19 protein-coding genes and 2 pseudogenes are annotated in these 24,524 nt (G+C 63.8%); 15 read left to right on the plus strand and 6 right to left on the minus strand.

Annotated features, from left to right (window positions below; all coding sequences use genetic code 11):
• The first annotated feature begins 8 nt into the window (after window positions 1–8).
• The 8 genes and pseudogenes from tolR to ftsH all read left to right on the plus strand — a co-directional run bounded on the left by tolR (window position 9) and on the right by ftsH (window position 8,939).
• Window positions 9–461, plus strand: coding sequence for a protein TolR (gene tolR / locus FJ986_RS28890; protein WP_140493239.1), 453 nt, complete (start codon window positions 9–11; stop codon window positions 459–461).
• A gap of 7 nt (window positions 462–468) precedes the next feature.
• Complete coding sequence (locus FJ986_RS28895; RefSeq protein ID WP_140676687.1) at window positions 469–1,623, plus strand: energy transducer TonB; 1,155 nt, start codon at window positions 469–471, stop codon at window positions 1,621–1,623.
• Window positions 1,624–1,664: 41 nt separating this feature from the next.
• Window positions 1,665–2,975 (plus strand): Tol-Pal system beta propeller repeat protein TolB, encoded by a 1,311-nt coding sequence (gene tolB, locus FJ986_RS28900; protein WP_140676690.1) that lies wholly within the window; start codon window positions 1,665–1,667, stop codon window positions 2,973–2,975.
• A 37-nt stretch (window positions 2,976–3,012) separates the two neighbouring features.
• Window positions 3,013–3,389, plus strand: a pseudogene (locus tag FJ986_RS28905) (four helix bundle protein).
• A 233-nt stretch (window positions 3,390–3,622) separates the two neighbouring features.
• A complete protein-coding gene (gene pal, locus FJ986_RS28910; protein ID WP_140493251.1) occupies window positions 3,623–4,129 on the plus strand; it encodes a peptidoglycan-associated lipoprotein Pal in 507 nt (168 codons plus the stop codon).
• 212 nt (window positions 4,130–4,341) lie between these two features.
• Window positions 4,342–5,463: a tol-pal system protein YbgF gene (gene ybgF, locus FJ986_RS28915; protein ID WP_140654790.1), complete on the plus strand. Its 1,122-nt coding sequence runs from the start codon at window positions 4,342–4,344 to the stop codon at window positions 5,461–5,463.
• A gap of 58 nt (window positions 5,464–5,521) precedes the next feature.
• Entirely contained in the window at window positions 5,522–6,880 is a 1,359-nt protein-coding gene (gene tilS, locus FJ986_RS28920) for a tRNA lysidine(34) synthetase TilS (RefSeq protein WP_140676693.1), read from the plus strand.
• 133 nt (window positions 6,881–7,013) lie between these two features.
• Window positions 7,014–8,939, plus strand: a complete 1,926-nt coding sequence (ftsH, locus tag FJ986_RS28925) for an ATP-dependent zinc metalloprotease FtsH (protein WP_140493260.1) — start codon at window positions 7,014–7,016, stop codon at window positions 8,937–8,939.
• A gap of 484 nt (window positions 8,940–9,423) precedes the next feature.
• Here ftsH and FJ986_RS28930 read toward each other — a convergent pair whose 3' ends face one another.
• A complete protein-coding gene (locus FJ986_RS28930; RefSeq protein ID WP_140493263.1) occupies window positions 9,424–10,290 on the minus strand; it encodes a hypothetical protein in 867 nt (288 codons plus the stop codon).
• A 368-nt stretch (window positions 10,291–10,658) separates the two neighbouring features.
• Here FJ986_RS28930 and glmM point away from each other — a divergent pair, with 368 nt between their 5' ends.
• The 5 genes from glmM (at window position 10,659) to serA (ending at window position 17,174) form a co-directional block, all read left to right on the plus strand.
• On the plus strand, window positions 10,659–12,011 hold the full coding sequence (gene glmM / locus FJ986_RS28935) for a phosphoglucosamine mutase (protein ID WP_140493266.1): 1,353 nt from the start codon (window positions 10,659–10,661) through the stop codon (window positions 12,009–12,011).
• A gap of 247 nt (window positions 12,012–12,258) precedes the next feature.
• Window positions 12,259–13,092, plus strand: a complete 834-nt coding sequence (locus tag FJ986_RS28940; RefSeq protein ID WP_140493269.1) for an outer membrane protein — start codon at window positions 12,259–12,261, stop codon at window positions 13,090–13,092.
• A 184-nt stretch (window positions 13,093–13,276) separates the two neighbouring features.
• Window positions 13,277–14,041 carry an outer membrane protein gene (locus FJ986_RS28945; RefSeq protein WP_140676696.1) on the plus strand — a complete coding sequence of 255 codons (765 nt, stop codon included), beginning with the start codon at window positions 13,277–13,279 and terminating at the stop codon, window positions 14,039–14,041.
• A gap of 202 nt (window positions 14,042–14,243) precedes the next feature.
• Entirely contained in the window at window positions 14,244–15,419 is a 1,176-nt protein-coding gene (locus tag FJ986_RS28950) for a phosphoserine transaminase (RefSeq protein WP_140517560.1), read from the plus strand.
• 156 nt (window positions 15,420–15,575) lie between these two features.
• Window positions 15,576–17,174, plus strand: a complete 1,599-nt coding sequence (gene serA / locus FJ986_RS28955; RefSeq protein ID WP_140554925.1) for a phosphoglycerate dehydrogenase — start codon at window positions 15,576–15,578, stop codon at window positions 17,172–17,174.
• Window positions 17,175–17,314: 140 nt separating this feature from the next.
• On the opposite strand, the gene FJ986_RS28960 is transcribed toward serA, so the two are convergent.
• Window positions 17,315–18,217 (minus strand): DMT family transporter, encoded by a 903-nt coding sequence (locus FJ986_RS28960; RefSeq protein ID WP_140676699.1) that lies wholly within the window; start codon window positions 18,215–18,217, stop codon window positions 17,315–17,317.
• 213 nt (window positions 18,218–18,430) lie between these two features.
• Here FJ986_RS28960 and FJ986_RS28965 point away from each other — a divergent pair, with 213 nt between their 5' ends.
• Window positions 18,431–19,729: an adenylosuccinate synthase gene (locus FJ986_RS28965; RefSeq protein WP_140493285.1), complete on the plus strand. Its 1,299-nt coding sequence runs from the start codon at window positions 18,431–18,433 to the stop codon at window positions 19,727–19,729.
• A 74-nt stretch (window positions 19,730–19,803) separates the two neighbouring features.
• On the plus strand, window positions 19,804–21,489 hold the full coding sequence (locus FJ986_RS28970) for a hypothetical protein (RefSeq protein ID WP_140676702.1): 1,686 nt from the start codon (window positions 19,804–19,806) through the stop codon (window positions 21,487–21,489).
• A gap of 106 nt (window positions 21,490–21,595) precedes the next feature.
• Here FJ986_RS28970 and FJ986_RS31220 read toward each other — a convergent pair.
• The 4 genes and pseudogenes from FJ986_RS31220 to FJ986_RS28990 form a co-directional block, all read right to left on the minus strand.
• Window positions 21,596–21,691 (minus strand): annotated as a pseudogene (locus tag FJ986_RS31220) (hypothetical protein); the annotation flags it as partial.
• Between the two features lie 66 nt (window positions 21,692–21,757).
• Window positions 21,758–22,000: a type II toxin-antitoxin system CcdA family antitoxin gene (locus tag FJ986_RS28980; RefSeq protein WP_140580085.1), complete on the minus strand. Its 243-nt coding sequence runs from the start codon at window positions 21,998–22,000 to the stop codon at window positions 21,758–21,760.
• Window positions 22,001–22,044: 44 nt separating this feature from the next.
• Window positions 22,045–23,862, minus strand: coding sequence for an ABC-F family ATP-binding cassette domain-containing protein (locus FJ986_RS28985; RefSeq protein WP_140566884.1), 1,818 nt, complete (start codon window positions 23,860–23,862; stop codon window positions 22,045–22,047).
• Between the two features lies 1 nt (window position 23,863).
• Complete coding sequence (locus FJ986_RS28990; protein WP_140654780.1) at window positions 23,864–24,508, minus strand: thiamine diphosphokinase; 645 nt, start codon at window positions 24,506–24,508, stop codon at window positions 23,864–23,866.
• Between the last annotated feature and the right edge of the window lie 16 nt (window positions 24,509–24,524).

Raw genomic sequence — 24,524 nt, forward strand, 5'->3', positions numbered from 1 at the left:
GTAAGCCGATGGGAATGTCCGTAGGCATGGCTGGACGCGGCGGGCGCGGCCACAGGCGGCGGGGCCGCCATCATGGCCTCATTGCCGAAATCAACGTTACGCCGATGGTCGACGTGATGCTGGTGCTGTTGATCATCTTCATGGTCGCGGCGCCGCTTTTGACGGTCGGCGTGCCGATCGATCTGCCGGATACGCAGGCCAAGGCGATGAATGCCGACACGCAGCCGATCACCGTTTCGATCAATGCCGCCGGCCAGATCTATCTCCAGGAGACCGAAATCCCGATCGAGGAACTGGTGGCGAAGCTGCAGGCGATCTCGAAGACCGGCTATGACGAGCGCATCTTCATCCGCGGTGACAAGTCCACCGACTATGGCACGGCGATGAAGGTGATGGCCCGCATTTCGGCCGCCGGCTACAAGAATATCGGCCTGGTTTCACTGCAGGAACAGGATCAATAGACCCACTATGAGGACCGGCCTCACCACATCGGTGATCATGCATGCGGCGCTGATTGGCTTCGGCCTGTTCACGCTGTCGGCACCGGCCGCGCTTCCGTCGGCCGACGTCGAGTCGGTCGCTGTCGACATCGTGCCGATCGAAGCCACTGCCCAGGTGCTGCAGGGCGACAAGAAATCGGTGGTGCATGAAAAGCCGGCGCCCTTGCCCACGCAGCGTCCCGATGTGGTGCCGGATGCGCAGAAGGTCGGCGAGAACAGCGTCGATACCGACAAGCCGATAACGCCCGAGGCCAAGCCGAAGCCGGTCGACATGACGTCGGCCCCGCCGCCGGCGCCAACGCCGATCGAAAAGCCGAAGACCGAGGACGTGCCGAAGCCGCAGGAAAAGCCCAAGCCGACGCCGGCCACGGAAGTGGCTCCCGCGCCGCAGCCCAAGGAAGAGGTCAAGCCCGAGCCGGTCAAGCAGACCGAGCCGAAGCCGGCGCCGGCCAAGGAGCCGACGCCCGCACCGCCACAGGACAAGACCGCGGCCATCGAGCCGACACCCGAGGTGAAGCCGGACGCGGTCGCCCAGGCGATCGCCAAGGACCAGCCTGACGATGCCCAACTGCCGGACTCCGCGCCCGCGCCTCAGGCGCGGCCGAAGCCGCAGCCGGCACAGGCCGAAAGCGCCAAGGCGCCGGAGCGCAAGGACGCCGACAAACCGGTCAAGGAGGCTTCATCCAAGCCGAAGTCGGACGACAAGCAGTTCAATTCCGACGAGATCTCGGCCCTGCTGGATAAGCAGAAGCCCTCCGGCGGCGGCGCCAAGCGTTCGACACAGCAGGCTTCGCTGGGCGGCGAGAAGGACCAGGGGCAGAAGCTGTCGAGATCAGAACTGGGCGCCCTGTCGGATCAGCTTGGCGGTTGCTGGACGTTGCCGGCGGGGCTGGAGGGCTCGGAGAATTTCGTCGCCGTGGTCATGTTCAACCTCGACCCCTCGGGCAAGCTGGATGGCCGGCCCACCGTCGAGAAATCGAGCGGGAATCGCCAGTTCGATGAAAGCGCCGTGCGTGCGGTTCAGAAATGCAACATGGCCGGCCTTCAGGTTCCGGCGGGCAAACAGGACATCTGGGCCCAGGTCCGTGTCACTTTCGATCCGAGGGAAATGCTTGGCCTTTGAGGCCTGCCCTCCGCAGAATCAGTGAAGAGAAGCGAGAAGACATGAAATTCATCCTCAAGCCGCTCCTGATGGTCGCGACAATAGCGCTGGGCTCGATAGCCGGCGCCGTCATGCCTGCGTGGGCGCTCGTCGAGATCAACGTCAACAAGGGCAATGTCGAGCCGCTGCCGATCGCCATCACCGATTTCCAGTCGGGCGATGGGCTTGGCGCGCAGATTTCCGGCATCGTCACCGCCGACCTGAAGCGCTCGGGCCTGTTCGCACCGATCGACAAAAGCGCCTTCATCGAGAAGATCGCCAATCCTGACGCAGCGCCTCGCTTCGACGACTGGAAGGTGATCAATGCCCAGGCTCTGGTCACCGGCAGCGTCAGCAAGGAGGCCGACGGGCGCATCCGCGCGCAGTATCGGCTGTGGGACACGTTCGCTGGACAGCAGATGTCGGGCGAACAGTTCTTCGCCAACGACGCCAATCAGCGACGCGTCGCTCACATCATCGCCGACGCCATCTACGAGCGGCTGACCGGCGAGAAGGGCTATTTCGACACGCGCGTCGTTTTCATCGACGAGTCCGGCGCCAAGAATGCGCGCAAGAAGCGCCTCGCCATCATGGACCAGGACGGCGCCAATGTGCGCTATCTCTCGGACGGCAGGGCGATCGTCTTGACGCCGCGCTTCTCGCCGAACCGGCAGGAAATCACCTACATGTCCTATGAGAGCGGCCAGCCGCGGGTGTATCTCCTGCAGATCGAGACCGGCCAGCGCGAACTGGTCGGCAATTTTCCGGGCATGACGTTTGCGCCGCGCTTTTCGCCGGATGGCCAGAAGGTGATCATGAGCCTGCTGCGCGACGACGGCAATTCCAACATCTTCGCCATGGACCTCAGGAGCCGCTCGACGACCCGGCTCACCAACTCGACCGCCATCGACACTTCGCCTTCCTATTCGCCCGACGGCAGCAAGGTGGTGTTCACCTCCGACCGCGGCGGCCGAGCGCAGATCTATGTGATGGGCGCCGACGGTTCGGGCCAGACCCGCATCTCCTTCGGCGACGGGGTCTATTCGACGCCGGTGTGGTCGCCGCGCGGCGATCTCATCGCCTTCACCAAGCAGACCGGCGGCGAATTCCAGATCGGCGTCATGAAGACCGACGGTTCGGGCGAGCGCATCCTGTCGTCCGGCTTCCAGCAGGAAGGGCCGACCTGGGCGCCGAACGGCCGCGTGTTGATGTTCTTCCGCGATTCCGCCGGCGGCCCGAAACTGGTTTCTGTCGATCTCACCGGCCGCAACGAGCAGTCGATCCCGACCGCGAACTTTGCCTCCGATCCGGCCTGGTCGCCGCTGCTGGAGTGAGAGGAATTGGAGAAATGAAGAAATGAAGAATTGAGGGATGGAGAGAGAAGCGGGTTACATCAAGCGCGCGAAGGATTTGGATGTCTATAGGCATGCTTATGGGGTTTCCCTCGACGTCCACAAGGCCACGCTTGTTTTTCCGAAAATGGAACAATACGCGTTGGCTGACCAAATGCGGCGATCCAGCAAGGCGATCTGTGCCAATCTGGCTGAAGGATTTGCCAAACAGACCCATTCCAGGCCCGAATTTGCGCGTTTCATTTCGATGGCATGGGATCATGCAGCGAAGTAGAGACGTGGATTTCGTATGCGTTCGACCTTGGCTACATCACCCACGCGCAGCGCGATGAATGGCTGCAATCCTATGTCCATATCTATGGAATGCTGGTGAATCTCAGGAAGAAGTTGAAATGACCCTTTTCCTCATTTCTTCAATTCCTCAATTCTCCATTTCCACCTCTTTGTCGCGTTTTAGCCGCATTTCCGCCTACGGTCCGCGCTCAATGTCGCCCTTGGTCAAGCGTTGGGCGCAATGGCTGCGGACGGCAGCCTAAACCAAATTTTAACCGTGTTTCTTGAATGCCGGTTAACCCAAACGTGGTTACTGGGTGATCAACGAAATCACTCGAATGCGAAGGAGAGGCGGCATGAGCCGTATCGCAGCACTTACCAGAAATCCCGTCATGATCGCGCTGGTGGCGATGCTCGCCATTGCCGGTTGCGCTTCGAAGAAGACGCCCAACAGCGCCGCCGATCTCGGCCTCAACGGCGCCGGTGCCGCAACGCCCGGATCGGCGCAGGACTTCACCGTCAATATCGGCGACCGCATCTTCTTCGACACGGACTCCTCCTCGATCCGCGCCGACGCCCAGACGACGCTGTCGCGCCAGGCGCAGTGGCTGAACCAGTACAAGCAGTATGCGATCGTCGTTGAAGGCCATGCCGACGAACGCGGCACGCGCGAATACAATTTGGCGCTCGGTGCCCGCCGCGCCGCCGCCACGCGCGACTTCCTGGTCTCCAAGGGCGTCTCCGCCAACCGCCTGAAGACCATTTCCTACGGCAAGGAACGGCCGGTCGCGGTTTGCGACGACATCTCCTGCTGGTCGCAGAACCGCCGCGCGGTCACCACGCTCAGCGGCGCCGGTTCCTGACATTTTTCGCGCGTCGAGCGACGCGCGAAAAACACGACGACAAAAATGCAACACAGGTTTGCGAAAGGCGGCTGAAAGGCCGCCTTTTTCATGTTTGGTCCCTTCAAACAAAATTTGGCCGAAGTCTCGCGTCCTGCTATGAGCCGAGGGCGCTTGGCTGGTCCCATACCGATTGGAAGGCGCGAACAAGCTAACGACACGGCGAGAGGCATATGCATTTAAGATCAGTTCTGAGCGGCACGCTTGCGCTGCTGCTCCTTTCAGGCGTCACCGCGATGGCGGGTGGCTTAGGGACTGATGGCACGGGACAGCCAGCCGACAGCGGCTTCTCGTTCCATCTGCCCAGCATCGAGCTGCCTGGCGTTTTCGGCGAAAAGAAGAAGTCGGACCAGGTTCAGTTCGCGCAGCAGTCGACTGGCACAGGCGCCACCGGGCTCGAGGACCAACTGCGCCAGATGAACGGCAAGATCGAGGAACTGAACTTCCAGATCCTGCAAATGCAGGAGCAGATCCGCAAACAGCAGGAAGACAACGAGTTCCGCTTCCAGCAGCTCGAAGGCGGTACGCAGGGTGCGCAGCAGCCGGCCGGGCAGAAGAAGTCACAGGCCGCGCCCGTCGACAGCGATGACAGCGTGGCCGAGGCGCCGGCCACGCAACCGCCTGCGAAGGCCGACAATCGGGCAGCGGCCGGCCAGTCGGCTGGCGGCGGCCAGAGCGTCGAGGACGTCATCGTCGAATCCTCTGACGGTGATCCGGGCAAGGTGATCCCCGGAACGGGAGCGCCCGAAAAGACCTTCGGCAGCATCACCGTCGACAAGAACGGCAATGTGGTCGATGCCGGCGGCAGCACGCAGGCGACCGCACCGGCGCAGGATGTCGCTCCAGCCGCCGGCGCTCCGGCCAAGAGCGGCAAGTCCGGCGGCACGGTGGTTGCGGCGCTGCCTTCCACGAACGATCCCGAGGAGCTCTACCGCAACTCCTACCAGTTCATCCTGTCGGGCGACTACGGCACCGCCGAACAGGGTTTTCGCGACCACATCGCGCGTTTTCCCCGTGACGCGAAAACGGCGGATGCGCACTATTGGCTGGGCGAATCGCTGCTTGGCCAGCAGAAATACCGCGATGCCGCGGAGGTCTTCCTCGCCGCCAGCAAGGACTATCCCAAGGCCAAGAAGGCCCCCGACATGCTGCTGAAGCTCGGCGTGTCGCTGGTCGGCCTGAAGCAGCACGACGTGGCCTGCGCCACCTTCAGCGAAGTCGGCAAGCGCTACCCCGACATTTCCAACACGCTCAAGGAGCGCGTGAAGCAGGAAAAGGCCCTGGCGGCGTGCTAGCCCTTCTCCTGCCTGCCGTTGCCCTGCCTTCGGAGCCGTGTTCGGGCGACATGCATTGATGCTCGACACCGAGCCTGATCTTTCGAAAGACCTTTTTTCGCACATCGACTTTACCAGCGGCGCCGTTGCGGCCGTATCCGGCGGCAGCGACTCGTCCGCCCTACTTCTCCTTCTCAAACGACATCTCGACCGAACCGCGCCGTCCGCGAAGCTGCTGGCGGTGACGATCGACCACGGTTTGCGGCAGGGCGCGGCGGTCGAAGCGGAAGCGGTGGCCAGGCTTTGCGCCGCGCACGCCATCGCGCACCGCATCGTCGCCTGGTCCGGACGCAAGCCGTCGACCGGGCTGCCGGCCGCCGCGCGGGAGGCTCGCTACCGGCTGCTGGCCGAGGCGGCGCGGGAGGAAGGCCTCGGTCTGATCGTGACCGGTCACACGGCGGACGACCAGGCCGAGACGGTGCTGATGCGGCTAGTCCGAGGCAAGGGCGCCCGCGAGGAAGGGCGCGGCCTTGCCGGCATGGCGCCGGTCACCTTGCACGACTGGCACGAATGGATCGTGCGGCCGCTCCTTGGCATTCGGCGCGCGGCTTTGCGCAACTTCCTGCGGCGCGAGCATGTCGGCTGGGCCGAGGATCCGACCAATGCCGACGCGGCCTTCGAGCGACCGCGCATGCGCGCGGCACTGGCCGGCGCTGACGGTGCGCAGCGCATCGATGACGCATTGACGCTGGCGGCGCGCGAGAGCGAGGCGCGCAGCCGGCTTGGCATCCGCGCCGCGGATTTGATCGCGCGCTTCGCCAGCCAGCCGGCGCCGGGTCTTGTCCGCCTCGATCCGACCCTGCTTTCGGCCGGCGACGATCCGGCGGCCGTCTATGCGCTGCGCATCCTCCTCGCCACAAGCGGGGGCGTTGCGTTTCTGCCGGACCAGGGGCGATGCGAGGCGCTGTTCGGTAGGCTGAAGGCTGGATTTCTTTGCGCCACATTGTCGCGGACGGTGGTCGATTCCAGGCGCGCCGGCATCTTTCTGCGCCGCGAGACGCGAGGCTTGCCGCGTGTGGTCGCGGCCACCGGCGGGCTGCTCTGGGACGGCCGCCGGAACATCACGTTGGACGACGGCGGCAGTGCATTGTTGATCGCGCCGTTCGGGGCAGCGGCGGCGAAGCGTCTGGCGATCGCGGAAGGCGAAACGCCACGCAGCCTCGTGCGCGCCGCGCTGGCCTGCGAGCCGGCATCGCGGCAAGCCGTTGAGAACCCTGGCCTGCCTCAGGGTGGGCAGGCGTCGCCGAGGTTCACGGCACAGGCCGTCGTCGCCCCTTTTGTCCGTTTCCTGCCGTCCTTCGACCTGGCGCCGGCGCGGGTCGTCGCCGAATTGATCGGCGCACCGTTGCCTCCCGCCCTGCCTTTCAAGCGGCCATAGCGCCGGTCGGTCATGGGCGAAAGCTTAACCCAGACGTGCTGTTCTGCTTGGCAAGGGGGGGCGCTCTCCCTATGTTAGGCTCAAGTTTCCTCTCACGACGCGTGTCCGCCCGCGGACGCCAACGGGACAATTGATGAATCCGAACTATCGCAACCTCGCGCTCTGGGCGATCATAGCGGTCCTGCTCATCGCCCTCTTCAATCTGTTCCAGACGCCGCAGACGCGTGGGGCTTCGAGCGATGTACCTTATTCGCAGTTCCTGCAGGATGTCGCGGCGGGCCGGGTCAAGACGGTGACCATCGCCGGCGCCCGCATCTCCGGCACCTACACCGACAATTCGAGCGGCTTCCAGACCTATTCGCCCGGCGATCCGTCGCTGGTCTCGCGGCTGCAGGACAAGAACGTCACCATCAATGCGCGGCCGGAGACCGACGGTTCAAACTCGCTGTTCGGCTACCTGATCTCGTGGCTGCCGATGATCCTGATCCTCGGCGTATGGATATTCTTCATGCGCCAGATGCAGTCCGGCTCCGGTCGTGCCATGGGCTTCGGCAAGTCGAAGGCCAAGCTTCTGACCGAGGCGCATGGCCGCGTCACCTTCCAGGACGTCGCCGGCGTCGACGAGGCCAAGGAAGACCTGGAGGAGATCGTCGAGTTCCTGCGCGATCCGCAGAAATTCCAGCGGCTCGGCGGCAAGATCCCGCGCGGCGTGCTCTTGGTCGGCCCTCCGGGAACCGGCAAGACGCTGCTCGCCCGCTCGGTCGCCGGCGAGGCAAACGTGCCGTTCTTCACCATTTCGGGTTCGGACTTCGTCGAGATGTTCGTCGGCGTCGGCGCCAGCCGCGTGCGCGACATGTTCGACCAGGCCAAGAAGAACGCGCCCTGCATCATCTTCATCGACGAAATCGACGCGGTCGGCCGTCACCGCGGCGCGGGTCTCGGCGGCGGTAATGATGAGCGCGAGCAGACGCTGAATCAGCTGCTGGTCGAGATGGACGGCTTCGAGTCCAACGAAAGCATCATCCTGATCGCCGCCACCAACCGGCCCGACGTGCTCGACCCGGCGCTGCTGAGGCCCGGCCGTTTCGACCGCCAGGTGGTGGTGCCGAACCCCGACATCGTCGGACGCGAGAAGATCCTGAAAGTGCATGTGCGCAACGTGCCGCTGGCGCCCAATGTCGACCTCAAGGTCGTCTCCCGCGGCACGCCGGGCTTCTCCGGCGCCGATCTGATGAACCTCGTCAACGAGGCCGCCCTGATGGCGGCGCGGCGTAACAAGCGCCTCGTGACCATGGCCGAGTTCGAGGACGCCAAGGACAAGATCATGATGGGCGCCGAGCGCCGCTCCTCGGCCATGACCCAGGCCGAGAAGGAGTTGACCGCCTATCACGAGGCCGGTCACGCCATACTGGCGCTCAACGTGCCGTCGGCCGATCCGCTGCACAAGGCGACAATCATTCCGCGCGGCCGCGCGCTCGGCATGGTCATGCAGTTGCCGGAAGGCGACCGCTATTCGATGAGCTACAAGTACATGATCTCACGGCTTGCCATCATGATGGGCGGCCGCGTCGCCGAGGAGTTCAAGTTCGGCAAGGAGAACATCACGTCGGGCGCTTCCTCCGATATCGAGCAAGCGACCAAGCTGGCGCGCGCCATGGTCACGCGCTGGGGCTTTTCCGACAAGCTCGGCCATGTCGCTTATGGCGACAACCAGGAGGAAGTGTTCCTCGGCCATTCGGTGGCGCGCACGCAGAACATCTCGGAAGAAACCGCGCAGATCATCGACGCCGAGGTGCGGCGCCTGATCGACGAGGCCTATTCGACCGCGAGGTCGGTGCTGACCAAGAAGAAGAAGGAATGGATCGCGCTGGCGCAGGGCCTGCTCGAATACGAGACGCTGTCGGGCGACGAGATCAAGCAGCTGATCGCCGGCGAGAAGCCCGCGCGCGATCTCGGCGACGACACGCCGCCGAGCCGTGGTTCGGCCGTGCCGAAGTCGGGCCGCCGCAAAAAGGGTCCCGAGCCCGAGGGCGGCATGGAACCGCAGCCGTCGAGCTGAACTCGGCCAAGAACAAATTGAGAAACGCCGCGGTTCGACCGCGGCGTTTTTGTTTTGGGGCAGGCTGCTGAGTTTCTCCGTGGCCTGCGCCTGCAAGGTTTGTTAGGCGATTGGCGGAAGCCGGCGTGGCAGCAGCCAATCTTCCCACTTTGTGGAAGATGCCGGGCAGCTCAGCGGGGGCAGCGTCCGCCGACAAATCGAGTTAGGCCTTCCGGGCTGCGGGGAAGGATCTCTCTTGCCGTTCGACGATTCCTCGAGCCACCCTCGCCCAGCTTTTCGTGAATGCGAGGCAACCTGGCCGGGAGCAGGCAACGATCCTTCGTGCCCCCCCTCTGGCCTGCCGGCCATCTCCCCCACGAGGGGAGTTTGCAGCGTCGCCGGCAACGCGCCTCTCGTCAGCGGGGATTCCTGCTGAAGCTGCGGGCAAAAAAGCCCGCGAACCCTGCGGCTCGCGGGCCTTACTTTCCTCAAATAGTGCTGTCGCTCAGCTCTTCAGCTTGGCATTGCACAGGCTGTAGAAGCCGCCGCCCTTCTGGATCCACTTCAAGCCGCCAAGCGTGTTGGCGTCCTTGTTGGCATAGTACTGCTGGAGGCAGGTATGCATGCGGGCCTTGGCCGGGGTTTCGGTGGCGAATTTCGGCGAGATTGCGGTCGGGAAACTCACGCCCTTCGGCGCAGCGACAGTCGGCTTTGCCGGCTCCTTGGTGTAGGTCGCCTCTGTTGGAGCCGGGACGGTGTCATCGTCCGAGGCGCTGGCGCCGCATTCGGCCTTCCGGAAGTCGTTCCACTTCATGCCGTTGAGCGTATTGGCGGTCTTGGCAGCCTGGTACTTGCTGCTGCAGTCGGCCATGCTCAGGCCCTTGCCCGAGCTGTCGGTTGCCGCAGCCGTGGTCGCCGCCTTGGTGGTCGCCGGTTTGGTGGCGGCGGCAGCGGATGCGCCGGCGGCAGCGGACGCGCCGGTGGCGCATTCGCTCTTGCGGAAGTCGTTCCACTTCATGCCGTTGAGCGTGCCGGCGGCCTTGGCCGCCTGGTACTTGGTGCTGCATTCCTTTGCGGTCAGGCCTTTGGCTCCGTCGTCGGCGGCGGCCGCAGCCTTGGTCGCCTTGGCCGGCTTCGTATCGGCCGCCTTGGTGTCCGCTGCCTTGGCGTCGGGCTTGGCTGTCGCGGCGGCATCAGTGCCGCACTGCGCCTTGCGGAACTGGTTCCAGGTCTGGCCGGCAAGTGTCCCCGCGTCCTTGGCCGCGTTATACTTCGTGCTGCATTCGGCCATCGTCAGCGCGTTGGCTGGCGCGGCCAGGAATAACGTCGCGACCGCAAGGCCGGTCAAAGTGGCAAGTCGGTGGATGAGCATAGCGTTTCTCCGTTGCAGCAGCCCATTATACGTCCCAGCAAATCAATAACGCTCAACGGTCGGTTGCGCCAGATGCTAAGTGGCGTATACATCGCCGAAACCCGGCTTCGGCCGGCAAGGTGATGAAATCGTTGCCTGTTGCCGGGTGGAAGACAAGAATTTGTGGGTAAATCCATGTCGAATGGTCCACAGGCATGGTATATTGTGGCGAGGCAGCGCCATCACGCTAGGTTGCGCCAGTCTGTGTGCAATGCACAACAAGGGTTTTCTAAAGGATTGGTAACAGATAATCACGAAATGTGATCGTAGTGCGCCGGCCAATTATGGCATGACGTACCGGGCAAGAACCACCGGGGACACTGACTAGCATGGCAGGAAATTATTTCGGCACGGACGGTATTCGCGGGCGCGCCAACAAGTTTCCAATGACGGCGGAAATCGCGATGAGGGTCGGCATGGCGGCCGGCCTGTCCTTCCAGCGCGGCAGCCATCGTCACCGTGTGGTGCTCGGCAAGGACACCAGACTTTCCGGCTACATGATCGAGAACGCCATGGTGGCGGGCCTCTGCGCCGCCGGCATGGACGTGTTCCTGCTCGGCCCCATCCCGACGCCGGCGGTCGCCATGTTGGTGCGTTCGCTGCGCGCCGATATCGGCGTCATGATCTCGGCCTCGCACAATCCTTATTACGACAATGGCATCAAGCTATTCGGTCCCGACGGCTACAAGCTCTCCGACGAGATCGAAGAGCGCATCGAGAGCATGCTGGACAAGGATATCGAACTGGCACTCGCCGATTCCGACGGACTTGGTCGCGCCAAGCGCGTCGATGGCGTGCATGACCGCTACATCGAGTTTGCAAAGCGCACCTTGCCGCGTTCGATGTCGCTTTCAGGTTTGAGGATCGTCGTCGATTGCGCCAATGGCGCCGCCTACAAGGTTGCCCCCGAGGCGCTTTGGGAGCTGGGCGCCGAAGTGGTGGCCATCAATGTCGAGCCCAACGGCTTCAACATCAACAAGGAATGCGGCTCGACCCATCCGGCAGGCCTGCAGAAGAAAGTGCACGAGGTGCGCGCCGACATCGGCATCGCGCTCGACGGCGATGCCGACCGTGTCGTCATCGTTGACGAGAACGGCGCGATCGTCGACGGCGACCAGATCATGGCAATGATCGCCGAGTCCTGGCACCAGAGCGGGCGGCTTGCCGGCGGTGGCGTCGTTTCGACGGTCATGTCCAATCTCGGCCTCGAACGCTTCCTCGGCGACATGAAGCTGCAATTGCACCGCACCAAGGTCGGCGACCGCTATGTCGTCGAGCATATGCGCGCGCACGGGCTCAATGTCGGCGGCGAGCAGTCGGGCCACATCGTGCTGTCGGACTTCTCGACCACGGGCGACGGCCTGGTTTCGGCGCTGCAGGTGCTGGCCTGCATCAAGCGGCAGGGCCGGCCGGTCAGCGAATTGTCGAAGAAGTTCGAGCCGGTGCCGCAACTCCTCAAGAACGTCCGCATCGCCGGCGGCAAGCCGCTCGAGGAAGCTCCGGTCAAGGCTGCGATCGAGGACGCCCGTCAACGCCTCGGCAAGGCGGGGCGGCTCGTCATCCGGCCGTCCGGCACCGAGCCGCTGATCCGTGTCATGGCCGAGGGCGACGACCCGCAGCTGGTCGAGGCCGTCGTCAACGACATCGTCGAGGTCATCTCGGAAACACGCAGCGCCGCCTGATCTCAGGTGCATTCGGAGGGCCGACGCCGCTCTGATTGCTTAGAAGCCCGCCCGTCCGGCGGGCTTTTGTTTGCCTGCGAAACTGGCTCGAGACACGTGGAACCATCCGAATTCCTCAAATGCTCGAGATTCGTGGTTAATAGACAGGGTTAAATGCCTTTTAACCTTTGCAATTCATTATCCACGCCTGAAAGCCAATCTCATTCGGACGCGACCGCTGTTCCGAGGGTTTCTAGGGGTGACAAGCATGTTCAATACAGCAAGAAAGGCCCTGTTCGCCGCGCTGTTCGCGGGCCTGGCATGGCCGGTGTTCGCGGCCGACCTTCCGGAGCCGGTGGTCGAAGAGGCGCCGCCGCCGGTATACGAGCAGCCAGTCGATGTCGGCGGCTGGTACATTCGCGGCGATCTCGACTACCACAAGTCGAAAGTGCGCGGCATCGATTACACGACCTACACCATCGATCCCTGTAATTGTAACGTCATTCCCGGCGACAGGAGCTTCGATTTCGGCAAGCTCAAGGGCGGCTTCTCGCTCGGCGCCGGCGTCGGCTACAAGATCAACGATCATTTTCGTACGGATTTGACCGCCGATTACTGGTTCAAGTCGAACTTCGACGGCGGAACCTCGGACGCTTTCTCGACGTCGACCGAAGTGTCGAAAATGAGCGCCTTGCTGCTGCTGGCCAACGCCTATGTCGATCTCGGCACCTATCACGGCATCACGCCCTATGTCGGCGCCGGCATCGGCGGCGCGCATGTCAGATGGGACGATGTCAGGGACCCGAACACCACCGAGTTCAACCCCGGTGCGAAAAGCTGGCGCTTTGCCTACGCGCTCATGGCCGGCGCTTCCTACTGCCTGACCGACAAGCTGATCCTGGACGCGGGCTATCGCTACAGCCACATCCAGGGCGGCCGCATGTTCGAGTGGGATATCAGCAGCGCCGGGCCGGGCTTCGACCGCGGCATCGACACGCATGAGGTGCGCGGCGGCCTGCGGTACCAGTTCGGCGGCAACAACGGTTGCGCCGCGCCGACGGTGGCCTATCAGCCCGAACCCGAGCCGATCTACACCAAGTAACATCCGACCATCCAACGGTCCGAAACCGCCCGGCATCAGCCGGGCGGTTTTCGCTTGTCTGGCTGCCCGAAAATCATTCGCTAACGCTCTGTTAGCCTTAACCCCGACTTAACCACTATGGTTAACAATGCTTCCTGAAACGATGGCTGCCGTCTGGTGGCGCCGAAATCGGGAGCAGGGGATCATGAAACTCACATCGCGTATGGCGCCGGTGCTTGCCACATTCGCCATCATGCCGCTGACGCCTGCGCTGGCCGCCGACTATGATCCCCCGGTCTATGTCGACCAGGCGCCCGACTACGTGCCGGTCGAGGTCGGCTCGGGCTGGTATCTGCGCGGCGATGTCTCCTACCTGGTAGAGAAGAGCTTCAAGAATGAGGATTTCGCCTTCACGCCGGCGAGCTTCGACAACGAGGAAGACTCGGTCTTCGCCAGCATCGGCTTCGGCTACCACTTCAACGATTATCTGCGTGCCGATCTCAATCTGGGTTACCTTCCCGGCAACAAGATCGGCATTGGCTATGACGATTCAGCGACCGCGGCAGAGGCGACCCTGGCGTCGGCGTCCCTGAAGAACTATGCCTTTTCAGGCATGCTCAACGGCTATGTCGACCTTGGAACCTATGTCGGCATAACACCCTATCTCGGCGCCGGCATCGGCATCGTCAGGAGCACGCACAAGCTCTCGGCGAGCTATTTCACCGACAATGGCGATCCAACCGACGACTTCGGACTGAGTGACGACAAGACCAAGTATTCCTTCGCTTACACGCTGAATGCCGGCCTTGCCTATCAGGTGTCGAAGAATGTTTCCGTCGATCTCGGCTATCAGTATTTCTCGGCGCCCGACGCCGAATATGTGACGGCCGAGAGCCTGACCTCGTTTCCGGTCCACAAGGGAATCAGCAATCATCAGGTTAAGCTCGGGCTACGCTACGATCTCTGGTAGTAGGCTGGCATACATGAACCCTGGCGGCGGATCTCTTCGGTCCGCCGTTTGCGTTTGAAGCTCACGAGATCCTGATCGCGGGTCGCCAGTATCCTGCCCGCGACAAAAACTTTCCCCTTGACGCCCGAAGCCCGAGCGCATATCGCCGTCCGTGGGCCACCCCTCCCCAACGAGGGGCCACTATCTGGAAGGATAGACCACCATGACGACGCATACGAAGCCCGGACTCCGTCCGGCAAACCCCAATTTTTCCTCAGGTCCCTGCGCGAAACGCCCCGGCTGGTCGGTCGAGGCGCTGAAAGCTGCCGCGCTCGGCCGTTCCCATCGCGCCAAGATCGGCAAGACCAAGCTCGAACAGGCGATCGCGCTGACGCGCGAAATTCTCCAGGTTCCTGCCGACTACCGCATCGGCATCGTGCCGGCGTCCGATACAGGCGCCGTCGAGATGGCACTCTGGTCGCTGCTGGGTGAGCGCGGCGTCGACATGGTCGCCTGGGAGAGTTTCGGCTCCGGCTGGATCACCGACGTGGTCAAGCAGTTGAAGCTTGCCGGTGTGCGCAAGCTCGAGGCCGGTTACGGCGAACTGCCGGATCTCGGCAAGATCGATTTCGACCGCGACGTGGTCTTCACCTGGAACGGCACGACCTCGGGCGTGCGCGTGCCGAACGGCGATTTCATCCCGGCCGATCGCAAGGGTCTGACCATCTGCGACGCGACATCGGCCGCCTTCGCGCAGAAGCTCGACTTCGAGAAACTCGATGTCGTGACCTTCTCCTGGCAGAAGGTGCTGGGCGGCGAAGGCGCGCATGGCATGCTGATCCTGTCGCCCCGCGCCGTCGAGCGGCTGGAGAGCTATAAGCCTGCATGGCCGCTGCCGAAGATCTTCCGCCTGACCTCGGGCGGCAAATTGATCGAAGGCATCTTCAAGGGCGAAACCATCAACACGCCGTCGATGCTGTGCGTCGAGGACTATCTCGACGCGCTCAGCTGGGCGAAATCGATCGGCGGCCTCGATGCGCTGGTCGCCAGGGCCGACGCCAACGCGGCCGTGCTCGACCGTTTCGTCGCGAAATCCTCCTGGCTTGGCCATCTCGCCGTAGAGCCGGCGACGCGGTCGAACACGTCCGTCTGCCTGTCCTTCACCGACGGACAAGTCGCTGCACTCGACGCCGACGCACAGGCGGCCTTCGCCAAGGGTCTGGTTTCAGCGCTCGACAAGGAAGGTGTCGCCTATGACATCGGTTCCTATCGCGACGCGCCGCCTGGCCTGCGCATCTGGTGCGGCGCAACGGTCGAGACCTCCGATCTCGAAGCTCTGCTGCCCTGGCTCGACTGGGCCTTCGCCGGCCAGAAGGCGTCGCTGAAAGCGGCAGCCTGAAACTCAATAGCTATTTTCTGGAACAGCCCTCATCCGGGCGCTTCGCGGCCACCTTCTCCCACAAGGGGAGAAAGATCGGCGCCTGACCTTCTCCCCCGTGGAGAAGGTGCCTGAGCGAAGCGAAGGCGGGTGGGGTAAGCAACAAGGACCAATCCCATGCCTCGCGTTCTCGTCTCGGATAAACTTTCCACCACCGCTGTTCAGATCTTTAGGGATCGCGGCGTCGAGGTCGACTATCTTCCAGATCTCGGCAAGGACAAGGAGAAGCTGCTTGAAGTAATTGACCAGTATGACGGCCTCGCCATCCGCTCGGCGACCAAGGTTACCGAGAAGCTGATCAATGCCGCCACCAGGCTCAAGGTCGTCGGCCGGGCCGGCATCGGCGTCGACAATGTCGACATACCGGCGGCCAGCCGCAAGGGCATTATCGTGATGAACACGCCGTTCGGCAATTCGATCACGACAGCCGAGCATGCGGTAGCGATGATCTTCGCGCTCGCCCGCCAGATCCCGGAAGCCAACGCCTCGACGCATGCAGGCAAATGGGAAAAGAACCGCTTCATGGGCGTCGAGATCACCGGCAAGACGCTCGGCGTCATCGGCTGCGGCAATATCGGCTCGATCGTCGCCACGCGCGGCGTCGGCCTGAAGATGCATGTCGTCGCCTTCGATCCGTTCCTGTCGGACAAACGCGCCGAGGAACTCGGCGTCGACAAGGTTGAACTGGACGAGCTCTTCGCCCGCGCGGACTTCATCACGCTGCACACGCCGTTGACCGACAAGACGCGCAACATCATCGATGCCGCCGCGATCGCCAAAATGAAGGACGGCGTGCGCATCATCAACTGCGCCCGTGGCGGGCTGGTCGTCGAAGCCGACCTGGTGGCGGCGCTGAAGAGCGGCAAGGTGGCCGGCGCCGGCATCGACGTGTTCGAGGCCGAGCCGGCCGAACAGAACGCATTGTTCGGCATGGAGAATGTGGTGGCCACCCCCCATCTCGGTGCCTCGACGGCGGAAGCACAGGAGAACGTCGCGCTGCAGGTCGCCGAACAGATGGCCGACTATCTGATCAAGGGCGCCGTCTCCAACGCCATCAACATGCCGTCGATCACCGCGGAGGAAGCGCCGCGGCTCAAACCCTTCGTCAAGCTCGCCGAAGTGCTTGGCGCCTTTGTCGGCCAGGTCACCGAGGACCCGATCAAGGAGGTGGAAATCCTGTTCGACGGCTCGACCGCGACGATGAATACGCGCGCGCTGATCAGCGCGGCCCTTGCCGGGCTGATCAGGCCGCAGGTAGCAGACGTCAACATGGTGTCGGCGCCGATCATGGTGAAGGAGCGCGGCATCATCGTCGCCGAGGTCAAGCGCGACAAATCGGGCGTGTTCGACGGCTATATCAAGCTGACGGTCAAGACCGAGCATATGACGCGCTCGATCGCCGGCACCTGTTTTTCCGACGGCAAGCCGCGCTTCATACAGATCAAGGGCATCAATCTCGATGCCGAGGTCGGCCAGCACATGCTCTATACGACCAATGCCGACGCGCCGGGCATTATCGGCCTGCTCGGCACGGTGTGCGGCGAGAACGGCGTCAACATCGCCAACTTCCAGCTCGGCCGCAACCGGCCAGGGGGCGATGCCATCGCGCTGCTCTATCTCGACGCACCGTTCCCGGAAAAAGTGCTGGAGCAGGTGCGGGCGCACAAATCGATCGATTCGGCCAAGCGGCTACAGTTCGACGTCGGCAGCGTGTAGGGCTTGTCTGCTGGGGCAATGCCGCCCCGGCAGTCTCGTCCGACGACGTGGCGGCGGTGCGCAAGGAATTGCAGTAGTCCTGCGAATTGCCGGGCGAGCCGACGCTCTCCTCAAGGCTGACGATCGGGGCGCGAGCGAGTTTACTGGCGCCTCGGCATGGCTGCCTTGCGGCCGCTATATTCGGCAAGCGCGATGCCGCCCAGCACGAGGACGAGCGCCAACGCCTGGTAGAGCTGGAATGTCTCGCCGACGATCAGCACCGAAAGCAGGGTGCCGAAGATCGGCACCAGGTTGATGAACAGGCCGGCCCGGTTGGCGCCGATCAGCTCATTGCCCCTGATGTAGAATATCTGCGAGACGACCGAGGCGCCGATCGCGGTATAGACGATCACCGCCCAGCCGCGCGCGTCGGGAACGATGACCTTGCCGGCCGCGATTTCCCATAGGAAGAACGGCAGCGAGGTGACGAGCGCGGCGAGCGACATAGCCAGCATCAGGCTCTGCCATTGCATGGCAGGCTTGAGCCGCAACCCGACCGAATAGCCGCTGTAGAGGATGACCGCGACCAGCATGATGGCGTCGCCGAAATTGAGCTCCAATGTCAACAGCCGGCGCGGATCGCCGTGGCAGGCGGTCAGGATGACGCCGAAGATCGTCAGTACCACGCCGCCGATCTGCGCCCAGTTCACGCGCAGGCGGAAGAAGATGAAATTGGCTACGATGATCAGGATAGGCATCGCCGCCTGCTCGATCGAAACGTTGATCGCGGTCGTGTAATTGAGCGCCGTATAGAAGATCGTGTTGAACAAGGTGAAGCCGCTGGCGCCAAGCGCGGCGAGCACGAACCAGTGCCTGCGCACCACGGGCCAATCTCTTTTCAGCGCATTCCAGCCGATCGGCAGCAGGATCGCCACCGCCAACACCCAGCGCAGGAAGACCAGCGTCATCGGTGAGACGTGATCGACCGCCAGCTTGCCGGCCACCGAGTTGCCGCCCCACAGCAAGGTGGTGAGCAGCAGGAACATGTAGGCGCTTCGGTGCATGGCGGGTCGCAGCGGGAAGAGGTGAATGGGGCGTGCCCGCCGGCCTATTGCCCGCGCCTGGACAAGTAAATGATGTCAAAGCTGAAAATTGTTGTGCCTCAGTCCATTTTCGGCGGCAAAGAAAGGTCGCATCGGCCTGCTCTTGACGTTATAGAGGCCTGTCGTTTCGAACCGTATCCAAGCCGCGCGGCGGCGCCTCGAAGGAAAAGAAACATGGCCAATGTGGTGGTCGTCGGCTCGCAATGGGGTGACGAAGGCAAGGGCAAGATCGTCGACTGGCTGTCGGAGCGCGCCGATGTCGTGGTGCGTTTCCAGGGCGGCCACAATGCCGGCCACACGCTGGTCGTCGACGGCAAGGTCTACAAGCTGTCGCTGTTGCCGTCGGGCGTCGTGCGGCAGGGCAAGCTGTCCATCATCGGCAATGGCGTCGTCTTCGATCCGCACGCATTCGTTGCCGAAGTGGCGAAGCTCAAGGGGCAAGGCGTCGAGGTAACGCCGGAGCGCCTGAAAATAGCCGAAAACACAGCGCTTATCCTGTCCCTGCACCGGGAACTGGACGGCTTCCGCGAGGACGCCGCCTCAAATTCCGGGACCAAGATTGGCACGACCCGCCGCGGTATCGGCCCCGCCTATGAGGACAAGGTGGGCCGGCGCGCGGTGCGGGTGATGGATCTGGCGGATTTGGAAACACTACCCTTGAAGGTCGACAGGCTGTTGACGCATCACAATGCACTGCGTCGCGGCCTTGGCCATGCCGAAGCCACGCATGACGCGGTCATGCAAGAGCTGACCTCGGTCGCCGGCGAAATCCTGCCCTACATGGACCGGGTCTGGAAGGTGCTCGACGACAAGCGCCGGGCCGGCGAGCGCATCCTGTTCGAGGGCGCGCAAGGCACGCTGCTCGACATCGATCATGGCACCTATCCGTTTGTCACCTCGTCCAACACCGTCGCCGGCCAGGCGGCAGCCGGTGCCGGCGTGGGCCCGGGCGCCATCGGCTATGTGCTTGGCATCACCAAGGCCTATACGACGCGCGTAGGCGAAGGTCCGTTCCCGACCGAGCAGCAGAACGAGATCGGTGAATTCCTCGGCACGCGCGGCCATGAATTCGGCGTCGTCACCGGCCGCAAGCGCCGCTGCGGCTGGTTCGACGCGGTGCTGGTGCGCCAGGCCGTCGCCGTCAACGGCATCAAGGGCATCGCCCTGACCAAGCTCGATGTGCTTGACGGGCTGGACGAGATCAAGGTCTGTACCGGCTACCGCCTCGACGGCGAGACGATCGACTATTTACCCGCCAGCCAGGGCGCGCAGGCCCGCGTCGAGCCAATCTACGAGACGCTGGAGGGGTGGAAAGGCACCACCGCCGGCGCGCGCAGCTGGAACGACCTTCCGGCCCAGGCCGTCAAATATGTCCGCCATATCGAGGAGTTGATCGGCGCGCCGGTCGCGCTCCTCTCCACCAGCCCGGAACGGGACGACACGATACTTGTGACCGATCCGTTTCAAGACTAGTTTCTCAAGCCTTTCCGGGCGTTGCGGCTGATTTGCGGAGGCCGGCCCGGAGCACAATACAGGTCGACTGACGCATGGCGAAAGATTTCGTTTCTGCTCTGAGGGATACGATAAACAATTTTGGCGATCCTACGCCGGAGCTGCGGGCCAAAGTCTACGACAAAGCGCGCTCGACGATTGCAAAGAAGATTGCCGAGCGCGAGCCGCCGCTTTCGCCGTCGGAAGCCGAAAGGCAGAAGCGCGGCCTGGAAGACGCCATATCGAGGCTCGAGCGCGAATATGCCAAAAGCGTGCCGGAGACCGATCCGCTTGCCGAACTGGAGCACATATTTTCCTCCATCGATCGCAACAAGAACCAGTCGAACCATACCAAACAGCCGGTAAAGGCGGAGCCGGCCTGGCCGGCAGCGCCTGCCTCGAAGGCTGAACCCTACAAGCCGCCGCCCCCCGCTCCGGAGCCCGACATCTCCAGGCCTGCATCGCCCGCCGCCGAGGTCGAGCCGAACTGGCAAAAGCCCGTACCGGTGCAGCCGGCCACGGAGTTCGACGACAGGGCTCAGCCTGGCATGGATGTGGGTCAGGACGACGAGCATGCCGATGTCTTTGCGAGCGACGAAGAGGCTGCGGCCGCCGACACTTTCCAGCGCTTGCGTCCGGCTGAACGCAAGCGCAGCTATGGCGGGCTGATTGCCGCTGCCGTTGCGTTGCTGGTCATTGCCGGCGGCGGCTATGGCATCTGGCTGAACAAGGATGCCTTCGGCAAGATGCTGGGTCTGGGCGGCGGCAGCAAGGTCGCGACGACCGAGCCGGTCAAATCGACACCCGCCAAGCCGGCGAGCGATGCGGCGGCAACGCCCCCGGCACCTGCGGCTAGCGGTGCCGAGCCCGAAGGGACACCGAAGTTCACTCAAAGACTGACACCGCAAGGAAGCGAGGTCGATCCTGGCCCGGCCGGCGGACAGAGCGGCGTGGGCGAGGGCGAGTCCGTCGCGGCGCTGACGACGCCGCCTTCAGCCACGACCACCCCGGCCTTGTCGGCTCCGGCAGGAGGCACGCCGGCCGCAGGCGCGCCCGCCGGGACCACGCCCCCTGCACCGGGCGCTGCGCCGGCGGCGCCACCCGCCAATGGGACCGCACCCGCGGCGCCGGCTGACAACGCCGCCACGCCGCCCTCGCCTGCCGGTGCGCCGACGCAAACCTCTCTGCCGGTCGGCCAGAAGGCGATCTTCTATGAGGAGCGCACCAGCACCGCGCAGGGTTCGGCCGAGCCGGGCAACATCGTCTGGTCGCTGGTGCAGGAATCGCCCGGCGGCGACCTGCCGCCTGAGCCGGCGATCCGCGCCGAGGCGACCATTCCCGGCAAGGACATCCAGTTGCGCATGACCATCCGCCGCAACACTGACCAGACGCTGCCGGCCAGCCACATCATCGAGATGATCTTCCTGACGCCCGACGGTTTCGAAGGCGGCGGCGTCGACAACATCCTGCGCGTGGCCATGAAGAGTTCCGAGCAGGATGCCGGCAGCCCGCTGATCGGCATTCCGGCCAAGATCGCCGACGGCTTCTTCCTCGTCGCGCTCAACGACACCAAGGCCGACGAGGACGCCAACCTGACCTTGCTTCGGGGACAGGACTGGATCGACGTGCCGGTCGTCTACAAGACCGGACGACGAGCGTTGCTGACGATGGAAAAAGGCATTCCCGGCGAGAAGGTGTTCGACGAGGCGATCAAGGCTTGGCAGGCGAAGACGGCGGGCTGAGCCGACGGCAACGGTCGGCTCCGGTCAGAAGCCTTGGAACAGCATGTCGAGCGCGGCGACGATGTCGTCGTGGTGCTTGGAGAGATTTCCCTCGGCATCCGGCAATTCAGTGGCCATCAAGGCAGAGCCGGCGGCCAGGAACGGGGGCTGTGTCGGGCGGCATCAACGGAATGACGACTCTCGTGTTCAGCCTCTCAAGAAGGTCGGACTGAACATCGACAAGGTAACCACTGCCTCCGGCATTCCGATAGAGATCGTAACGGGCCCATCAAAACAGCGGGCGTGTGGCCAATGGCAACCCGTTCCGCTCGACATAGGCGTTGGAGCTCACAATCGCCTCAAAGTTCTCCTCTTGCCACCGACGCGTTTTTTCCGACGCGATGGCCTTCGCAATACCCGCCTCGGCGGCGCGCGAGAGATTGATACCCGACGCTTTGGCGTCTTTGATCAGCTGAGCGTCAATGGATGTATTGACAGACTTTCGCTGAGGTTTTGTCGTCGATTGAAGCACGGAGACAGCCCTCTTTTAAGCGCATAACGTAGCGCATACCATCTTCACCCCTCCATCTCCTCGCGCAACATCTCCAGTTCGAGCCACTCTTCCTCCAGTGCCGCCAGCGTCGCGCGCTCCTTGTCGAGGGCGGCGATGGTCTTCTGGAACGAGGCCGGATCGCGCTCGTAATAGGCCGGATCGGCGATGTTGTTCTCCAGCCGCGAGATCGAGGCTGTCACCGCCTCGATCTTCTTGGGCAGCGATTCCAGCGCGAATTTCTGCTTGAACGAGAGTTTTTTTGCCGGGGCTTTGGCGGTGGGGCTGTCCGCCTTCGCCGTCGGCGCCTCGCTTGCATCCGCCTTCGCCCGCGCCTTGCGGTCGTCGAGCCTGGTGCCGCCGCGCTGCGCCAGCATGTCGGAATAGCCGCCGGCATATTCGACCCAGCGGCCGCCGCCGTCCGGCGCGATCACGCTGGTCACGGTGCGGTCGAGGAAATCGCGGTCGTGGCTGACCAGGATGACCGTACCGGCAAAACCGGCGACCAGTTCCTGCAGCAACTCCAGCGTTTCCATGTCGAGATCGTTGGTCGGCTCATCGAGCACCAGCAAGTTCGCCGGCCGGGCCAGCACGCGCGCAAGGATCAGCCGTGCCCGCTCGCCGCCCGACAGCTCGCGCACCGGCGTGCGTGCCTGCTCCGGCTTGAACAGGAAGTCCTTCATGTAGGAGACGACGTGGCGCTGCTCGCCATTGATGACAAGGTTCTCGCCGCGCCCGTCGGTGAGATACTGAGCCAGCGTCTCCTGCGGATCGACCGCCTCGCGCTTCTGGTCGAGCGTGGCGATCTCCAGATTGGTGCCGAGCCGCACCGAACCGGCATCCGGCTGCAATTCTCCGGTCAGCATCTTCAGAAGCGTCGTCTTGCCGGCGCCGTTCGGCCCGACGAGGCCGACGCGGTCGCCGCGTTGGATGCGGGTCGAGAACCCCTTGACCACGGTGAGGTCGCCAAAGCTCTTCTCGATGTTCCTGGCCTCGATCACCAGCTTGCCGGATTCGGCGGCGTCGCTGGCCACCATGGTCGCGGTGCCTTCGGCGCCGCGATGGCCGCGAAAACGCTGGCGCATGGTCTGCAATTCGCCCAGGCGGCGCATGTTGCGCTTGCGCCGCGCCGTCACGCCATAACGCAGCCAGTGTTCCTCGCGCACGATCTGGCGGCCGAGCTTGTGCTGTTCGCGCTCTTCTTCCTCAAGCACCTGGTCGCGCCATTCCTCGAAATGGCCGAAGCCCTTATCCAGCCGGCGCGTCTGGCCCCGGTCGAGCCACACGGTGGCGCGCGAGACGCGCTCAAGGAAACGGCGGTCGTGCGAGATGACGATGAGGGCCGAGGAGGTGCGGACGAGTTCCTCTTCCAGCCATTCGATCACCGAGAGATCGAGGTGGTTGGTCGGCTCATCGAGCAGCAGGATATCAGGCTCGGGCGCCATGACGCGGGCAAGGGCGGCGCGCCTGGCCTCGCCGCCGGAGAGGTCGCCCGGCTGCTCCTCGCCCGAGAGGCCGAGGTGCTCCATCAGGTAGCTGGCGCGATAAGGATCGTCGGCGGGACCGAGGCCGGCCTCGACATAGGCGCGCACGGTTGCGAAGCCGTCCATGTCGGGCATTTGCGGCAGATAGCGGACGGTCGCCGATGGCTGGCGGAACACCTCGCCGTCCTGCGGCTCGATCAGGCCGGCGGCGATCTTGAGCAGCGTCGACTTGCCGGACCCGTTGCGGCCGACCAGCGCGATCTTGTCGCCTGCCGACGCAGCCAAGTCGGCGCCGTCGAGCAGGGGCGTGCCGCCGAACGTCAGTTTTATTCCGTCGAGATTGAGAAGAGGCGGCGCCATGTCAGCTTTCTGGCAAGGGATAGGGATGGGCGAGCAGCAGCGCGCGCCCCGCTCCCAGCGCGATCTCGAGCCTGCCCTTGACCTCATTAGAGATGGTCAGCGATGAGCCGAACGCGACCTTGACGCGGTCAAGCGGCCATTTCGCGCCGGCGACGGTCAGCCCGGCAAGCTCGGAAAAACCCAGGATCGAGAACAGGGTGCCGTCGGCATAGTCGAAGCGGGCCGTGCCGTGCGCCAGGGGCACGGCTTCCTGCGCGCCGCTGGTCAACAGCACCTTTGTCCCGGCCCCGGCCAGCCGCAGGGCGAGCGCCATGTGCAGGAAGGCATGGTCGGCGCGCTTGCCGCCGAAGGCGCCGGCGAGCACGAGGCTGGTCGCGCCGCGCTCCAGGGCGGCCGATATCGCGAGTTCTCCATCGGTGGCGTCCTTCTCTGCCGGGAAGGTCCGGCGCGGCACGGCGGCCAACTCATCCGGCAGGCCGGCGGGCACGGAATCGAAATCGCCGACCCACAGTTCCGGCACAAGGCCGAGCGTGCTTGCATGGCCGATGCCGGCATCGGCGGCGACGACGCGGGTTCCCTCGACCTGACGGTCGAGCCGTGGCGTGCGGATGAGATCGCCGCCAAGCAGGATGGTGAATGTGCTCATATCGTGTGGCCCTTAC

Origin of the sequence: Mesorhizobium sp. B1-1-1, from assembly GCF_006442955.1 — a bacterium.
In the GTDB taxonomy this organism is placed as follows: Bacteria; Pseudomonadota; Alphaproteobacteria; order Rhizobiales; family Rhizobiaceae; genus Mesorhizobium.